The sequence below is a fragment of the Leptospirales bacterium genome (assembly GCA_019694655.1).
Lineage (GTDB): Bacteria > Spirochaetota > Leptospiria > Leptospirales > Leptonemataceae > SSF53.
Window position 1 is genome coordinate 196,674 of record JAIBBN010000003.1, and the last position, 16,518, is coordinate 213,191.

Annotated in this window: 10 protein-coding genes; 4 read left to right on the top strand and 6 right to left on the bottom strand. The window is 59.2% G+C overall.

Annotation, left to right across the window (positions count from 1 at the left end):
- Positions 1 to 2: 2 nt before the first annotated feature.
- Genes K1X75_06740 through K1X75_06750 form a run of 3 tightly spaced genes read left to right on the top strand, consistent with a single transcriptional unit; the run spans position 3 to position 5,542 of the window.
- Positions 3 to 2,744: a UPF0182 family protein gene (locus K1X75_06740; GenBank protein MBX7057747.1), complete on the top strand. Its 2,742-nt coding sequence runs from the start codon at positions 3 to 5 to the stop codon at positions 2,742 to 2,744.
- Between the two features lie 5 nt (positions 2,745 to 2,749).
- Complete coding sequence (ispF, locus tag K1X75_06745; GenBank protein MBX7057748.1) at positions 2,750 to 3,229, top strand: 2-C-methyl-D-erythritol 2,4-cyclodiphosphate synthase; 480 nt, start codon at positions 2,750 to 2,752, stop codon at positions 3,227 to 3,229.
- Between the two features lie 30 nt (positions 3,230 to 3,259).
- Entirely contained in the window at positions 3,260 to 5,542 is a 2,283-nt protein-coding gene (locus tag K1X75_06750) for an ATP-binding protein (GenBank protein ID MBX7057749.1), read from the top strand.
- A gap of 4 nt (positions 5,543 to 5,546) precedes the next feature.
- On the opposite strand, the gene K1X75_06755 is transcribed toward K1X75_06750, so the two are convergent.
- The 4 genes from K1X75_06755 to K1X75_06770 all read right to left on the bottom strand — a co-directional run bounded on the left by K1X75_06755 (position 5,547) and on the right by K1X75_06770 (position 11,386).
- Entirely contained in the window at positions 5,547 to 7,295 is a 1,749-nt protein-coding gene (locus K1X75_06755; protein ID MBX7057750.1) for a hypothetical protein, read from the bottom strand.
- Between the two features lie 2 nt (positions 7,296 to 7,297).
- Positions 7,298 to 8,908, bottom strand: coding sequence for a hypothetical protein (locus K1X75_06760; GenBank protein MBX7057751.1), 1,611 nt, complete (start codon positions 8,906 to 8,908; stop codon positions 7,298 to 7,300).
- Positions 8,909 to 8,912: 4 nt separating this feature from the next.
- On the bottom strand, positions 8,913 to 10,880 hold the full coding sequence (gene gyrB / locus K1X75_06765) for a DNA topoisomerase (ATP-hydrolyzing) subunit B (protein ID MBX7057752.1): 1,968 nt from the start codon (positions 10,878 to 10,880) through the stop codon (positions 8,913 to 8,915).
- Positions 10,881 to 11,041: 161 nt separating this feature from the next.
- The gene (locus tag K1X75_06770; GenBank protein MBX7057753.1) at positions 11,042 to 11,386 is read right to left on the bottom strand and encodes a TraR/DksA family transcriptional regulator; all 345 of its coding nucleotides are present in this window, start codon (positions 11,384 to 11,386) and stop codon (positions 11,042 to 11,044) included.
- A gap of 207 nt (positions 11,387 to 11,593) precedes the next feature.
- Between K1X75_06770 and K1X75_06775 the strand changes: the two genes are divergently transcribed.
- A complete protein-coding gene (locus K1X75_06775) occupies positions 11,594 to 12,100 on the top strand; it encodes a hypothetical protein (protein ID MBX7057754.1) in 507 nt (168 codons plus the stop codon).
- Between the two features lie 92 nt (positions 12,101 to 12,192).
- Here K1X75_06775 and pheT read toward each other — a convergent pair whose 3' ends face one another.
- Together pheT and K1X75_06785 are read right to left on the bottom strand one after the other, a co-directional pair.
- A complete protein-coding gene (gene pheT / locus K1X75_06780; protein ID MBX7057755.1) occupies positions 12,193 to 14,757 on the bottom strand; it encodes a phenylalanine--tRNA ligase subunit beta in 2,565 nt (854 codons plus the stop codon).
- Between the two features lie 733 nt (positions 14,758 to 15,490).
- Positions 15,491 to 16,513 carry a phenylalanine--tRNA ligase subunit alpha gene (locus K1X75_06785; GenBank protein ID MBX7057756.1) on the bottom strand — a complete coding sequence of 341 codons (1,023 nt, stop codon included), beginning with the start codon at positions 16,511 to 16,513 and terminating at the stop codon, positions 15,491 to 15,493.
- Positions 16,514 to 16,518: the final 5 nt, after the last annotated feature.

Sequence of the window (16,518 nt, forward strand, 5' to 3'; positions counted from 1 at the left end):
CCATGAAATCGAGAATTACCTGGGTCATTTTGCTGACCAGCATCGCCCTGCTGGCAGTAGCGTTGAGCGCCTTTTCCTCTTTCTTTGTTGACTACTTATGGTTTAGCTCGCAGCTACAGGCCGACGCCTGGCGGCGCACCTTGCAGCAGCGCCTGCTCTTTTACGGACTGGGCGCCTTGATGTCCTGGGCTGCCGCAACGGCGGGCTTTCGCATCGCCGCCTGGCGAAGAAAAAACTATATCTTGCTGAATCGCGGTCCTTCTGGCGACGCCTTCTTTCACCTTGCCGCAGCCTTGCTCGGTCTGGCGGTGGGAGGGCCTTTTGCCCAACCGCAGTGGAAGCTCTGGGCGCTGGCCCTTGCGGCGCCGGAGTCCGGCGTCATCGATCCGGTGCACGGTCTGGATGCATCGGTCTACATGTTTCACCTTCCGCTCTACGCTCAGCTTCTGCAAGATGCAGCCTTCCTGATTGTCACAGCCGCGCTTTTTGGCGCCGCCGCCTATCTGGCGCCGCTGCGCAATCTGGCCGGTCGTTGGAACTGGCGTTCGGCGGAACGCGCCATGTTTTTTGCTCTCCCCCAGCTGGCGCTCAGCGGCGCACTGTTGCTGGCGGTTCTTGCACTTGCCGCGCTGCTGGCGCGCTTCACGGCGGTCATTTCCGGAAGCGCGGACAATATCTCCGGCGCGTCCTACCTTGACGCTCATGCTCGACTGCCCGCCTACTTTTTAGCCGCGGGCTTGTGCGCGGCAGGCGCCGTGGCCCTGGCTATTTGCGGCTTCCTGCGCAGCTGGCGGCCGCCAGCGCTCAGCCTGGCGGCCCTCGCCGTGCTGCTTTTTGGGACGCTTCAGCTCTATCCGGGCTTCGTTTATTTCACGGAGGTCTATTCCAGCGAGGCGATTGCCCAGGCGCCCTTTGTTCGGCGCAGCATCGAATTCACCCGACGCGGCTTTGGCGTTTGGGCGGTGCGACTGGGGCGACTGCCATCGGCCGGTCGCTTTGGCGCCGGCGCGCTGCGCAGCCAGTTGAATCTAGAAGCAATCCCGCTGTGGAGCAAGCAAGAGGCGCGCAACGCCTTTCGGCAGCAACAGTCGTGGCGAAGCTTCTACGATTTCAATGATGTGGATTTGATTCGCTACCAGATCGATGGTCGTCCGCGTGAAATGCTCAGCGCGGCGCGCGAATTAAACCGCGCCCGCTTACCGGAAGGATCGCGCAGCTGGGAGGCGCGGCGGCTGCAATTCACCCACGGCTACGGCATGGTCATGGCGCCGGTAGCCGCCGCCGGCGCCGAGGGCGCCCCGCAATACTGGATGCGCGATGTGCCGCCGTCTGCGGCCCGTCCGGGTTTGCCGGGTTTGCGCCGCCCGGCGATCTACTTTGGCGAGGCGGACAACGAATACGCCGTGGTGCGCACCGCTCTACCTGAGGCCGATTACCCGCTGGAGGAAGGCTACGCCGAGACCGCCTATGATGGAATGGGCGGCATCGAGATCGGCGCAGGGCTTCGGAAATTCTTCATCGCGCTGCAATTCGATTTCTGGAATTTGCTTTTCTCGGAATATATCAAGAAAGATTCGCGCATCCTGCTGAATCGCGAAATCCGCGGCGCCGTTCAGAAGATTGCCCCCTTTCTGGTCCAGGACAGCGATCCCTATCTGGTTGCCGCCGACGACGGCCGACTGTACTGGATCCTGGACGCTTACACGGTTAGCTCTCGCTATCCCTATGCGGCTGCAGTAGATGGCATCCTGAGCGCGGCGTTGCCAAGCTCGGAGCAGCGACTGCGCGCAACCTTTCGCGGACGAAACTACGTACGCAACTCCGTCAAGGCGGTGATTGATGCCTACGATGGCCGTGTGCGCCTCTATATTTTTGACCGCAACGATCCCCACATTCGCGCCTGGTCGCGCATCTATCCGGAGATGTTCTTGCCGATCAAAGAAATGCCGGCCTCTTTGCGCCGGCGTCTGCGGCATCCGCGCGATCTATTCATGCTCCAGGCTGCCGTCTACGCCACGCATCATGGCGAGGATGTTCAGGCATTCCTGAAGGGCGAAGACCGCTGGCAATTTGGTACGGAGGTTGTGCAGGGCGTACAGCAAGCTATGGATGCGCGCTACGGGGTCGTAGAGCTGCCCGATGAATCTACGCCGGAGTATGTGATTTCACTGCCGCTGATTTCTCCCGCCCGCCAAACAATGGTGGCGTGGATAGCGGCGCGCTGTGATTTTCGCGACAATCCGCAGGCCAATCGCTTTGGCGAGATTGTCGTCTACCAGGCGCTGCGCAGCCAGGCGCCGCCTGGTCCGCTGCAAATTGAATCTTTGATCGAGCAGAATCCGGATATTTCGCGAGAGATGGCGGAGTGGAACCAACAGGGCGACCGCGTGCTGCGCGGAAGGCTCAGCGTCCTGCCAGTAGATGATAGCATTCTTTACGTGGAGCCTATCTTTGTCCAGCCGCCCAAAGGCGGCAGCGCCGAATTGCGTCGCGTTGTAGCAAGCGATGGCAATGTTCTGGCCGCTGGCGATTCGCTGGACGCAGCGCTGCTGGCGCTGGCCGCCGCCAGCCAGCAGGATGCCTCGCCGCCGGAATCGCCCGATGCCGATTTACGCGCTGTGGCCGCGCGCGCCCTTACAGCTTTGAAGCGGGCGCAAACCGCCGCCGGGGCCGGCGACTGGGTGGAGTACGGACGACAGATGACTGAGTTACGCACATTCTTGAATCGTATGGTGGCGCAGTGAAAACGATGCGCGTCGGGCAGGGCGTCGATTTTCATCGCTTGATTCAGGATCGGAATCGCCCGCTAATGATCGGCGGCATCGAAATCCCGGGCGATCTGGCGCTACAGGGTCACTCCGATGCCGATGTCGGACTGCATGCCCTGAGCGACGCACTTCTTGGCGCCCTGGCCCTTGGAGATATCGGCGATCATTTCCCGGATACCGATCCGGCCTGGCGCAATATGGATTCCTCGGCTATCTTGCAGCATTGTCTGCAGAAGATGCTGGAACGCGGCTATGGTCTGTCCAATGTCGATCTGACCTTGCTTGGCGAGCAACCCAGGATCAAGCCGCATCGGCAAAGAATGCGCGAGCGCCTGGCGGACCTGCTTGATCTACCGCTGGACGCTGTCAGCGTCAAAGCAACCACCACGGAAAAGATGGGCGCCCTGGGACGCGAAGAAGGCCTTGCAGCGATGGCCGTCGTCCTTCTGATTCCTGCTTGAGTCGCGCGCAGCGTAGTTCTTGATGCGCCGATGAGGGCGGCTTGTTTCTGGTTTGCGACCGGTCTCTCGCTGAGCGCATTGTGCGGCCTTGGGGCTCAACCGACAACCCCGCTTTCCATTGACTTGAATGCCGAAACGGCCTGTGTTCGAGCCTGGTCGCCAGCCGCCGCCAGTGAATTTGCTTTAGGAGCGCAGGCCGACCAACTGCACAGCTTGCAAGAGAATCCCGACTGGCATTGTGCGCCGCCATCGCAAAGCGGGAGCAGGCGTCTGCGGGCCAGCGACTGGCCCCTGGCTGCGCCATCGTCTCTGGCAGAGCGCCTCTGGCCTGGCAAAGCGGCGCCACAGGAAATGACCGCTGTCCTGGCTTATAGCCTCAGTGCTGAACAATTGCAAAGGGGCCCGTGGCGTCTGGAATTGCAGTCGATTTCATCGCAGTGGATCATATATCTCAACGGTCGGGCCCTGCACAGTTGCTGGCCGGCGGAAGGCATCGGACCAACGGCGGCCTACTATGCCAGGCTCTGCCCCAAACCGGTCTGGAAACACCGCCTTTCGGTGGCGATTCCTCCGGATTGGCAGCAAGTCGGGCGCAACCTGCTGGTGTTTCGGTTCCGCGGCGACCTGCGCCTGCTTTCCACCGGCCTGCCAGAGCCGGGAACCCATCAACTACAGGCGGGCGGCGAACGCGATGCCGAGTTGTCGCTTCGATTCAGCTTTGGATTGCTGATGCTCTTCTTTTTTACCGGGCTCTTTCACGTTGCATTGTTTGCAATGCGCCGCGACGAGAAGGCCAGTATCTATTTTGGTCTCTTTTCGATCGTACTGGCTCTCTACTACTTCAGTCGAAGCATCTGGCGGGAAGTTTTTTATGCTCCGCTGGCTATAACAGAGCGCGTGGAAAATGGAATGCTGGCGCTGCTGACGCCCTTGATCGGCATCGCCCTTGAGCTGCTGATCGAACGGCGCCGTATATCCTCCGTATCGCGCGTTGGCGTCATCTATTTTGGACTGCTGGCGATCTTGATGGCGGTCGGGCCGCCGCACTACGCCGAGTTTCTCATTCCGCTATGGCAAATCACCGCGCCGTTGTTCATAGTGTACTATATTGCGCTCCTGGTTCAGGGCGCCTATCGCAGCGCGCGCACGCCCGAGGGACTCTCGGCGCAGGCGGCTCTGGCGTCGCCCTCGCTGCAATTGATCCTGGGCGCCGCGCCGCTGGCCGCCGCTGGCATCGTTGATATCGTTGCCGCCGGCTACTATCGGGACCGTCTCGAACTTACGCCTTATGCCATGCTGCTCTTTTTGGGCGTCGTTTCCGTCATCCTGGCGCGCCGCTTTGTTCGGGCGATTGAGAAAGTCGATCTGCTCAACCGCCAGATGAATGAGCGCATGGAGGACTTGAATCGGGTCAATCGCTCGCTGGCCGAGTCCGAAAGCCGCTACCGATCGATGATTGAGGGCGCCAGCGACATCATTCTCAGTCTGGATTCCAATCTATGCATTCTGGACGCCAATCGCAACCTCCATCGATTGCTGGGCATCTCGCTGCAGGTTGCGCGCGGTCGTCCTTTGATGGATCTGGTTTATCTGGATCGCGATGAGGCGTCCGGCATTACCAGCAAGCAGCTGCTGAAAGAGAAGCTGGAAACCTGCCGGCAGAATCGGACGCCCTTCTGGCTGAAGGTGCGCTTGCTATCGCATTACACCGGCGAACCGCGCGAGCTGCACCTGCGCGTCGATGCCGCCGAACGCAACGGGGAAGTCGAACTGACCTGCAAGCTGTCAAGCGTCGTTGAAGATAGCCTGCTGCGCTATTTTGTTTCGGAACGGCAGAAATATGTGCTGAGCAACTCCATGGTCAGCGCCGAGGAGTTATCACAACGACTGGTGCGCAATCTGGAAAAGTATCTGGAGGAGAGTCACGTTGTCGGCGTTCGCTTTGGGCTGCGCGAAATGCTGGTCAACGCCATTGAACACGGCAACCTGGCGATCAGTTTCGATGAAAAGACGCGCGAACTAACCGCTGGCAACTACAAGAAATTCATTCGCGCGCGTCAGCAGGATGATCGCTACCGGCAGCGTCGCGTTGTCGTGCACTATTCGCTCAATCCGCTGCGCGTAATTTTCCTGATTGAGGATCAGGGGAATGGATTCGATTGGCGCCAGCGATTGCAGCGCAGTCCGGATCATGATACTCCGCACGGCCGCGGCATTCAGCTTACTTCCCACGCCTTCGATCGGATTCGCTATTTAGGAAATGGCAATCGCGTCTACTTGCTCAAGCGTCTGGGGCGTCGTCGCAGTCTCTGATAGTTCAGCGCTCGGCCGCCTGCAGCAACGCCTGCAAGCGTCGATAGCGCGCCTGGTCCGATACCGCTGCAAAATAGTATTCCTCGAAATGCATTGCATCCCTTTGCAGTTCCTGCAGCGCGTGATTTCGCTTCATATATTGATCCAGATATTCAGGAAAATTTACAAATTGCAGCTCCCTGTGTTCTGCAAGCTTTTCCATGACCTGCGGACGGTAGCGGATGATTTCAAAATCGGCCGGCATGCCCTGCAGACGAAGGCGATTCCAGCCGAAGTCCCGTTCTGGCGGCGGCGGATAGAGCGATAGATCAACGGCGCGCTCGCGCAGATAGGCAACGCTCGCCGCCTTCTCGTGACCAATTCGTCCCCGTTGGAGCAGGTTCTGGCGAGCCAGTTTCGCTTCGGTCAAACCGGTAGAAGCCTCCACAGCAAATAGCGGATCAAGGTAGTAGATCAAATGCGCCCCGGCCCCCCAGAAGGCAAGTCGGGCGCCGCTCCGCTGAATCAGAGGCGACAGGCTTTCCAGCCAGATCGCGTTGCGTTGCATGCCAGTTCGCGAGTAGATTGCCGACTCTTCGACGATTCCCAGGCCCCAGAGCCAATTCCGGCTCGGCTGGAAGCGATAGGGGTCCGCGCGCAGCGCTGTTGCTGCAGTCACAAGGACGGTCAACGCCAGCGTCCAGCTCCTTGCCTCGCGCAAGTAATGTACGCTCCAGAGCATGGCCCGCGCCAGCAGGAAATAGCTCAGTGGTGCAATTACCACCAAATGGCGTGCAAACATGAAATCGCCGCCGATCCATACGACGTAGAGACTCCACGCTAGCAGGGCGCCGGCTACGGGAGCAATGCGTTCTTCGCAGGCGTTCTCAGCTCTTGAAGAAGCAGCTGGCATTTGCCTTACGCGCTCCTTTGCAGCAAGCCGGCGATAAAGCGCCAGCAAAAGCACCAGCAGAGCGCAGGCTGGCAACATCCAGTAGCTGCCATAATATGCGGCGCTGTAGGCAGCGCCCTGCCGCCAGTAAGCCTGAGCGGCAGATTTTGCGTAGAATGTATTGGGAAACAATGCCCCAAAGTACTGCCAGCGCCAGATCCAGTAAGCGGCAAAGAGCAACATTGCTGGCGCCTGCAGCCGAAGCAGTCGCAGAGCTTCGCCTGCTGCCGCCGCCCGGCGCACCGCCGGCCGCGATCCCGGCGCTGTTCGCAGCGCCTGAAGCAGCATGCCGGCGAGTGCGCCGCCATAGAGCGCCATTGCGTCCGGGCGTAGCAGTCCGGCCAAAGCCAGCAGCAGAAAACCGCGCCAGAGAGGAGCGCGGCCGAGAGAGAAATCAAACAGGGCGGCGCTGACGAATAGCGTGAAAGCCATCGTCTCCAGCCCCGAAGTGGCAAACAGGCTCAGGTGCTGGTGGACGACGAGCGGCAGCACTGCCAGCAACCAGTGACGACCAAGGACCTGCTGCGCCGTCTGCGCGCTCAGCCAGAGCAACAACGCGTACGCCGCAATGCCCATTGCAATCGAGAAGGTTTCTGGAGCAACACCCAGGGCCATGCCTCCGGATAGTAACACCGTCCACAGAAAGTTGGTGTAGCCTTCCACACGTTCGCCGCGGTTGAATGCCAGCTCGCCGTAGCGCAGCAGGTTTCGGGCGTAGCGAAAACTGATGAACGCATCGTCGCACAGCCAGCGCAATTGCCAGGCATGAACGGCAGCCGACAGGCAAAGCAAGATAGCGACAATCGAGCGCCAGCGACCCATGCCTAGCGCGGAATCCGAAAGGTTAAGACGAAGGATTGAGTATCGACGTCGGCCCTGCGAGCGACAAAGATGAATTGGCGGCGCAGCAGGGCTTCGATGCGCTGCGTTTCATCCGCCGGTCTGGGTCGTCCCTCAGCGGCCAGCGCCCCTTCGAGGTAGGGCGCGCGGAAGTAGGTCAGTTCCATGCCAGGATAGCGACGTTTCAATTCGCCCAACAAGAGCGGCGCATCGGCAGCTCGTTCCAGCAAGAAATCATGAAAGCGAAGTACACACGGTCCCCAGAGCAACGCCGCCGTTGGATTGTCAAATAGCGCCAGCTCGCCTGCCGCACTGCGGCAGAGGCGATCGTAATTTCGCATGGTGTGTGTGGCGCCGCGCATGATTGATATGCCGCGCCGCAATTGCCAGCTTCCCCAGACGAGGCTGGCAGCGAGCGCCAGCGTGAGGGCCCCCTGCAGCCAGGGGCGCCGGCGCTGGCCTTCTTCATAGATCTGCAGGACACAGAGATCTACAGCGACCAGAGCTGGAGTCAGCAGACTCAACAGGTATCGCGAACCCCAGCTCCACTGGCCATCATGTGGCGCGGAAATCAGAATCAGGATCAGCGCCAGCAACGCTGCAACCGAACTCAGGAAAACGGGCCGCGATCGCTTACGCAAGGTCGGTATCAGCGCCGGAGCAAAGATCAGGACCAGGAAAGGGGAATGACCAAAAAATCCCGGCTGAAACTCGCCCAGCTTACTGGCGCCAATCAACATGCTCTGAACAATTGCGCCGCGCTGCTGCAGATTAAACAGGTGTTCCAACTCCAGGGCGCCCGAAATCTTTGTGCCAAGTATCGAACCGCTGCTGAAGAAATGAAAAATTGCGATGGCGGTCAACATCGCCACAGCGCCGCTGAAGGCCGCCAGAGTGTGCAGTAAAGATCCCCGGACGCGATTCCAGAATCCATCGATGGACTGTAATGCACCCAGGGCCATTGGCCAGAAAAGCGCCTCCGGTCGAAAGGCAAAGACGGCGGCTGCCAGCGCGGCGCCGACAAAGCTCTGCCAGTAGCGGCCCTGCTGTCTGGCGCGTAACATCAAGCAGGCGCCAGATGCGGAAAGCAGCAGTGTCGGCATTGCTTCGGAAAAATCTACGGCATGCATCAGAAGGGGAGTCGACACAACGGCGGCCAGTAGCGAGGGCCACGCCAGGCGCCAGGCCCTTGCCAGGACCAGAAGATAGCCCAGAAAGATCAGACCATTGGCCAGCGGCCCGGCCGCCCGTTCGCCGAACGAAAACAGGGCGGCGCCAAACCAGGCATAGGCCAGAGGAAAGACCGGTTGCCAGCTGCCATCCGGCTGGCGCGCCAGATAATTGCCAGTTTTCAGCGGAAAGTAGCGCAGCTCGGCGTCAAGCTCGCCCAGCTCATGATGAATGGCCGGGCTGCCATAGCGCAGAATGGATTCGCTCTGCAGATAGCGCATCATGGCATCGTTGGTAAAAACGTGCCGCGGCGAAATCTGCGTAAAGCCCCACAGCAGGGCTAAGGTCCCGAAGAGCAGGGGCGCCCATTTGCCAGACTGCCGAAGCGCCGTCTGTCGGCTGCTGCTCGCGCCCTGTGTATCCATGAGCTTACAGATCGAGGTTTACAACCAGTCTGGCATTGTTCTCGATAAAGCGGCGGCGCGGCTCGACATCATCGCCCATCAGGACATCAAAGGTTCGCTCCACAGCTTCCAGCTGCAGTGTATCCTCATCCAGCGGCTTCACCTGCAACATGACCCGCCGTTCCGGATCCATGGTGGTCTCCCACAGCTGCTCCGGATTCATTTCACCGAGACCTTTGTAACGCTGAACCATGGTCTTGTCGCTGTTAAACTTTTTGAGCAAACGCTCCTTTTGCTCATCGGTGAATGCATACTCCTGGTTCTTACCATTCTTAACCAGATAGAGCGGCGGCTGGGCGATGAAGAGATAGCCTTTGTCTACCAGCGGGCGCATTTTCTTGTAGAAGAAGGTCAATAGTAGCGTGCGAATGTGCGAACCATCGACATCGGCGTCGGTCATAATAATGATCTTATGGTAGCGCAGCCTTCCTTCCGTGAAGCCTTCTTCGCCAAAACCAATGCCCAGCGCCGTAACCAGAGTTTTGATCTCGTCATTGTTCAGAATGGCATCATCGCGCGCCTTAAGCACGTTCAGGATCTTGCCCTTGAGCGGGAGGATAGCCTGATTGTTGCGATTGCGTCCCTGCTTGGCTGAACCGCCGGCCGAATCGCCCTCGACGATAAATAGCTCTGAGCGCGATGGATCTCGCTCGGAACAGTCGGCCAGCTTGCCCGGCAGACCGCCGCCCTCCAGAATGCCTTTGCGCTTGGTAACCATCTCGCGCGCCTTGCGGGCGGCCTCGCGAGCGCGGTTAGAAAGAATGCACTTCTCAAGAATTGGCCGGATCTCTCCCGGATTCTCTTCCAAAAAGAGCGTGAGCTTCTCATTGACGATCTGCTGCACTATGCCTTTGATCTCGGCATTGACCAGTTTCTCCTTGGTTTGAGAGTTGAATTGCGGTTCGGGAACCTTAACCGACAGAACGCAGACCAGGCCCTCGCGCACATCATCGCCGGACAGCGTGGCGCCGCCCAGTTTCTTTTTCATACTCTCGTCTTTCTTCAGATACTCATTCAACGTTCGGGTGAGCGCTGTGCGAAATCCCTCGAGGTGTGTCCCCCCCAGCAGGTTATTGATGCCATTTGTGAAGCAGAAGAGTTGTTCGCTCTGATTCTCCGTATAGGAGAGGGCAAACTCGCCGACAACGTGGTCCTTCTCGCCTTCGAAGTAGATGATCTTCTTGTGCAGCATCTTCCGCTTTTCGATCAAGCGTTGAACAAATTCGATGATGCCGCCCGCGTAGTGAAATTCTTCCTGCCGGACCGGTTTCTTGCGCTCATCTACCAGATGAATTTTCAGACCCTTATTCAGGAAGGCCATTTCCTGCAATCGCTGGAACAGCAGACCGAATTTGAACTCCGTAGTGGTGAAGATTCCAGCATCCGGCTTGAATCGTACTACTGTACCGTGCCGCTCCGTTTTGCCGATCGGCTTCACCGGTCCTTTCGGCACGCCGCGTTCGTAGCGTTGCTTGTAGATCTGTCCATCCTTGTGAACTTCCGCTTCCAGCCATTCGGAGAGGGCGTTGACTACTGAAACGCCCACGCCGTGCAAACCGCCTGATACCTTGTAGGCTTCTTTTTCGAATTTGCCGCCAGCGTGCAGCACGGTCATTACGACTTCGAGGGTGGATACTTTCTTTTCAGGATGGATGCCAACGGGAATCCCGCGTCCATTGTCGTATACTTCGATGATATTATCGGGCAGGATGCGCACCAGGATTTCGTCGCAGAAGCCGGCCATATGTTCGTCGACCGAGTTGTCGACGACCTCGTAGACCATCTTGTGCAGGCCGCTGTGATCCTGCGTTCCGATGTACATTCCGGGGCGCTTGCGTACCGCCTCCAGACCCTCCAGCACTTTGATCTTGCCGGGGTCGTAATCATGCCGCGCTTTTTCGTGAGCGGCGCCTTTCTGTTGTTCGCGAGCCATAGTGTTCGGGCATCTTGCCTGGCGCCGTCAGGCCGGCGCGGATCGATCCCTGTCTCCGATTTCAGCTGTCGACGGCGCTGCCGCCGAAATCAGCGCGAGACATAAATTATGGAAGGGGCCTTGCTCTGCCAGCCATTTCCGCAGGCAGAGCCGCCAGGGCTTTAGCGACGGTTCTTTTCTAGCTGCTCGGCGTATTCGATGGTGTATTGCGCCCAGGGAATTGCGTTCAGGCGGGCCTCAGGGATCTTCTTGCCCGTACCCTCGCAGACGCCGTAAACGCCTTTGTCCAGTTTGTCCAGAGCCAGATCGATCAGGCGGATCTTCTCAATGTCCATGTCCGAGAGTTTGGTCAGGACTTCATTGTTGATTACGCCGTCGGCCAGATCCACAAGATCGCCTTGATCATTGTAGACCATGTATTCGCGTTCAATCTCCAATTCACGGAGGATTTCGGCTTTGGCCTCCAACAATCGCTGCCGGTACTTGTCGAGTTTGGCTTTATCCATCACAGACCCCGGAACATTGGGATGCGCGGCGCACAGTCCGCGGCTGAATGAAATTAGCCACCGGGGGGGGGGCCGGCAAGTCCGTCAAACATTCTGTCACATGCATCGCTTGAGGTCTCTGCCATTTTTTTTTCGGACTCCAGGTGAAAACACCAGGAAAGTGCTTGCCTCCTAATGCGGTGCACTAGCTTATGGTGCAACGCACAAATGACCGGCGCCAAGCCGGCGACTGTGGAGATCAGGAGGACGTCCATGCTCGAGAAAAACATTCAGGATATTCTGAACGCCGGCATCGGTCTTTTCAAAGTTGGAGAACAAAATTTCCAGACTGCGATCCAGGCCATCACCAAGGCTTTCGAAGATCTGAAAAGCAAAGGCGCAGCGGACAATTCGGAAGCCGCGCAAAAGGTTCGCGAGGTTCTGGACAATACCATCAAGGGTCTGAACGATGTGGCCAGCCAGGCGCAGGCTAACTTCGAGCGAGTGCTCTCTGAGGCGCAAAAGAACTACACCCAGGTGCTTGATCAACTCAAGACTGTGGTTGGTGAAGACCGCATCAAAGATGTAAACTCGCGTTTCGAAGAACTGGCTTCCTTCATCAAGGAGAAAGCCGGTCAGGTGAATACCGCCGCGACCAGCTTCGCATCGCAAGTGCAGACCACTGTTGCTTCTGCTACCAAGAAAGCAGGCGGAGCAGCTGGCGCGCCGAAATAAGCGTCGAACGTTCCTGGCAACAATGAGGCGCCGGCGGTTGATTCGTCGGCGCTTTTTTTTTGCACGGCGGATTAAGGCGCGCCGTGCGCTATTCAGCGCAGGGGAAAGCCGGCGGCGGCCAGCGCTGCTACACAACGCTCCAATAACATTTGGAGTTCCTCGCCGCTCAGCGTTCCATCCTGTTTCAATGCGCGCAACTCATAGCTGACCGACTTCTTTGCCGCCGGCAGCGGAGCGCCGCGGTAGATCGCCAGTAAGCGCATGCTGCGCAATTCAGGCAAGGCCAGCTGACGGAGTACCTGTAAAGGAACCTCGCTGCCGGTCTTCTCATCCAGCAGCAGCGATAGTTCGAACGCGGAATCTGGAAAAATAGATGGCGGGCTGTAGGCGCGCTTCTTGCGTTCCAGCAGGTGCGCGGTCAGGAAGGCGTCAAAGTGCAAATCGGCGATCAGGCACCGCCGACGCAGATCAAAGCGATCTTGAAATACGGGATGCAGGATGCCGGCGTAGCCCAGCAATTCGCCGCTGCTGGCATGCAGGCTGATGGCGCAGCCGGGATGAAGGTAGGGCGCTGCATCCTGCGGCCTCTCGACAATCGCGCATTGCAGCGCGACTCCGCATTCTGCAGACAGTCGATCCAGCAGCAGTCGCATTTCATTCCACTGCACGAAATCATTCTGTTGATCGAGGGGAAGATCTGAATCGTTACGATCCGGCAGCGAATAAAGCAGGGTGATTCGCCGCTCTTCCTCCGCCAGCCGCGCCTTGTTTGCAGCTCGTCCGTCCTTCAAGAAGACGCGCCCAAATTCGAAGATCTTGAATTCCGGAAACCGATTCTCATTCTGGGCCGCCTGGCGCAGGATTCCTGGAATCTGCGAGACGCGCAATTCCGGTCGATCGCCAAAGACCGGATTCTGCAACTGCAACCCGCGTCGACCGACGATCAGGTTATCTTCTGTGGCGGAAAAACTGTAGTTGTATACCTCGCTGTAGCCGCCGGCCGCCGCCAGCAACAAACGCAGTTTGCGCGCCAGGCTGCGATCACGATTGGGCTTCAAGGCCTGCACCGGCGCTTGCGGCGCCCGCGGCGCTATGTTGTCATAGCCAAAGACGCGACCGAGTTCCTCAACGATGTCCTCGGCGATGGTAATGTCATACTGCGATCGAAAGGCAGGCGCCAGCAACTGTAACTCGGGGTCTTTGCCGGCGAGCGCTTTGACTTCGAAGTGCAGACGCCGCAAGGTATCAACTGCCTGCTTTGCGCTGATCGCAAAGCCCAGTCGCGCCTGTAGAAAACTGAGTCGAAGCCGAATCCTGTTGCGTCGTTCCTTTTGCGGTCCGGCGCCGCTGAGGGCGCCGGGTTGCAAGTCCGGACAGCTATGGCGCAAGAGCTCGACAATGCGCCCCAGCGCCGGGGCCGCCTTGGACGGATCCTGACCCTTCTCAAAACGCTGGGCAGAATCAGTGCGCAGTGCAAGCGCCGAAATTGCAGCGCGAATCCGCTCTCGAGGAAAACAGGCCGATTCCAGAAAGAGGCGCGTGGTCTGCGGCGCAATGCCGGAGTGCAATCCGCCAATGATGCCGCCGATGGCCACTGCCGTTTTTGCGCTGGCCTTGCCATCGAAGATGATGATGGCTTCCGGCGGAAGCGCACGCTCCACGCCGTCCAGGGCAGTGAAGTTTTTCAGGTCGCGGGCTCTGGAGGCGCTGGCGACCAGCACCGAATCGTTCCTTAACAGCGAAGCGTCAAAGGCGTGGTTAGGCTGCCCAAGCTCAAACATCGCGTAGTTTGAGGCGTCGACAACATTGTTGATGGGCTTCTGACCGACGGCCAGCAAGCGGGCCTGCATCCAGAACGGCGAAGGCTTCACGCTTACGCCGTCGACGTACATGCCGAAGTAGGCGTGCGCCGCCCCCTCTTCAATTTCGATGCGTTTGACGCCGCTCTTGCTGCTGGCGGTCGGCCGCTTTGGCTTTTGCGCCGCCAGCGGATCGAAGCGCAGCGGCTTGTGAAAGAGCGCGGCGATTTCACGAGCAAATCCAAAATGACACCAGAGATCGGGTCGATGCGTAATCGACTTATTATCGATATCCAGGACAGTATCTTCCAGGCAAAGTACTGCAGCCAGATCCTTGCCAGGCGTCGGCGCCTTGAGTTCTTGTTGCTTGCAGCATAACTCAAGATCCAGCAAACCGTCGGTTTCGCCAAACAAACGATCCAGGCCAAGTTCCTGCGCCGAGCATAGCATGCCCCTGGACTCGACGCCGCGAATACGCGAGGTCTTGATTGCAATTGCGACGCCCTCTTTGCCCGGCAAAGTTGCGCCCGCCGGGGCCAGCGCGGCCAGCATACCGGCGCGAACGTTTGCCGCGCCGCATACAATCTGCAGGCGCTCCTTGCCGGCGGATACCTGACAGATCGAGAGCCGATCGGCCTCCGGATGTCGCTCAACCGACTCGACCCTGACTGCCACAACGGACTTGAGATGAGCGAAGATCGATTCCACTGAGTCGACTTCGCAAACCGCAAGCGTCAGACGAGCAGCAGTTTTTTCGGGACCTACGTCGCTCAGATCGACGTAGTCGTTCAGCCAGTTCCATGAGAGTTTCATATTATAGTGTGCAGCGGCCTCTGCATCGTGCAGAGGCCGCTGCACGAATTCAGGCTTCCGTAGATTGCAGACCGTCGCAACACCTCCTGTGTTGCGCGGAACCGAGAATGATCGCTGCGCAGGCCGCGGCCGGTGGGCCGCTTCGCTGCCAGCAGCGCGGCGCGCTGCGCCTGGCCTGCTGCGCGCGTCGGCCTCTCTGTCGTGCAGCGTCCGCTGCACGAATTCAGGCTTCCGTAAATTGCAGACCGTCGCAACACCTCCTGTGTTGCGCGGAACCGAGAATGATCGCTGCGCAAGCCGCGGCCTGTGGGCCGCTTCGCTGCCAGCAGCGTGGCGCGTTGCGCCTGGCCTGCTGCGCGCGTCGGCCTCTCTGTCGTGCAGCGTCCGCTGCACGATTCAAGGCTTCCGTAGATTGCAGACCGTCGCAACACCTCCTGTGTTGCGCGGGACTGTGAAAGATCGCTCCGCAAGCCGCGGCCTGTGGGCCGCTTCGCTGCCAGCACCGCGGCGCGTTGCGCCTGGCCTGCTGCGCGCGTCGGCCTCTCTGTCGTGCAGCGTCCGCTGCAGGATGCAAGGCTTCCGTAGATTGCAGACCGTCGCAACACCTCCTGTGTTGCGCGGAACCGAGAATGATCGCTGCGCAGGCCGCGGCCTGTGGGCCGCTTCGCTGCCAGCAGCGCGGCGCGTTGCGCCTGGCCTGCTGCGCGCGTCGGCCTCTCTGTCGTGCAGCGTCCGCTGCACGATGCAAGGCTTCCGTAGATTGCAGACCGTCGCAACATCAAAACTGTTCCAGGAAGCGCAGATTGCCAGAGAGGAAATGGCGGATATCCTCAATGCCGTAACGCATCATCACCAGGCGGTCCAGGCCCAGACCAAAGGCAAATCCCGACCATTTCGCGGGATCAATGCCGCCCGAGCGCAGCACATTGGGGTGCACCAGGCCACAGGGCAAGAGCTCGATCCAGCCGCTCTGCTTGCAAGTGCGGCAGCCTTTGCCGCCGCAGATCAGACACTGGATATCAAGTTCAAAGGCCGGCTCAACAAAGGGAAAGTAGCCCGGTCGCAGTCGTACCGTGACATCGCGCTCAAAGACCTGCGACAGAAAGGTCTTCATGATAAAGATCAAATTGGCGGCGCTAACCTCGCGATCGACCAGCATGCCCTCCACCTGGTGAAAGGTGTTTTCGTGGGAAGCATCGATCTCTTCGTAACGATACACGCGGCCGGGGGCAATCATGCGGAAGGGGGGCTGCATCACCTGCATGGCGCGGACCTGAATCGGGGATGTATGCGTGCGCAGCAAGTTGCCGTCGCTGGTCCAGATCGTATCCTGCATATCGCGCGCTGGATGGTCCGCAGAAAAGTTTAGTTTTCCAAAGTTGTTTTCGTCTGTCTCGACCTCCGGGCCATCGACGATCTCAAAGCCCATCGAGCTGAAAATATCCTCGACTTCCATCTGCATGCGCGTGATCGGATGGAGCCGTCCAATGGGAGCGGACAGCGGGCGCAGCGCATCGTAGCGCTCCGCCGCCAGGCGAGAGCGCAATTCCGCCGCCTTCAGCGATTCGCGTCGAAGATGGAGCGTTTCCTCGACCAGCTGGCGGGCGCGATGCGCGGCCTGGCCCGCAGCGGGCCGTTCTTCAGCCGGCAGATCGCGCAGCGACTTCTGCAATTCGCTGAGTTCGCCCTTCTTGCCAAGCAAGCGATGCTGAAGCTCCTCCAGCGCCGCCAGGCTGGAGGCCTGCTCCAAAGCCCGTTGCGCTTCCTGGGCAAGACTTTCCAGTTGGGCCGCCAGAGACATCCCGG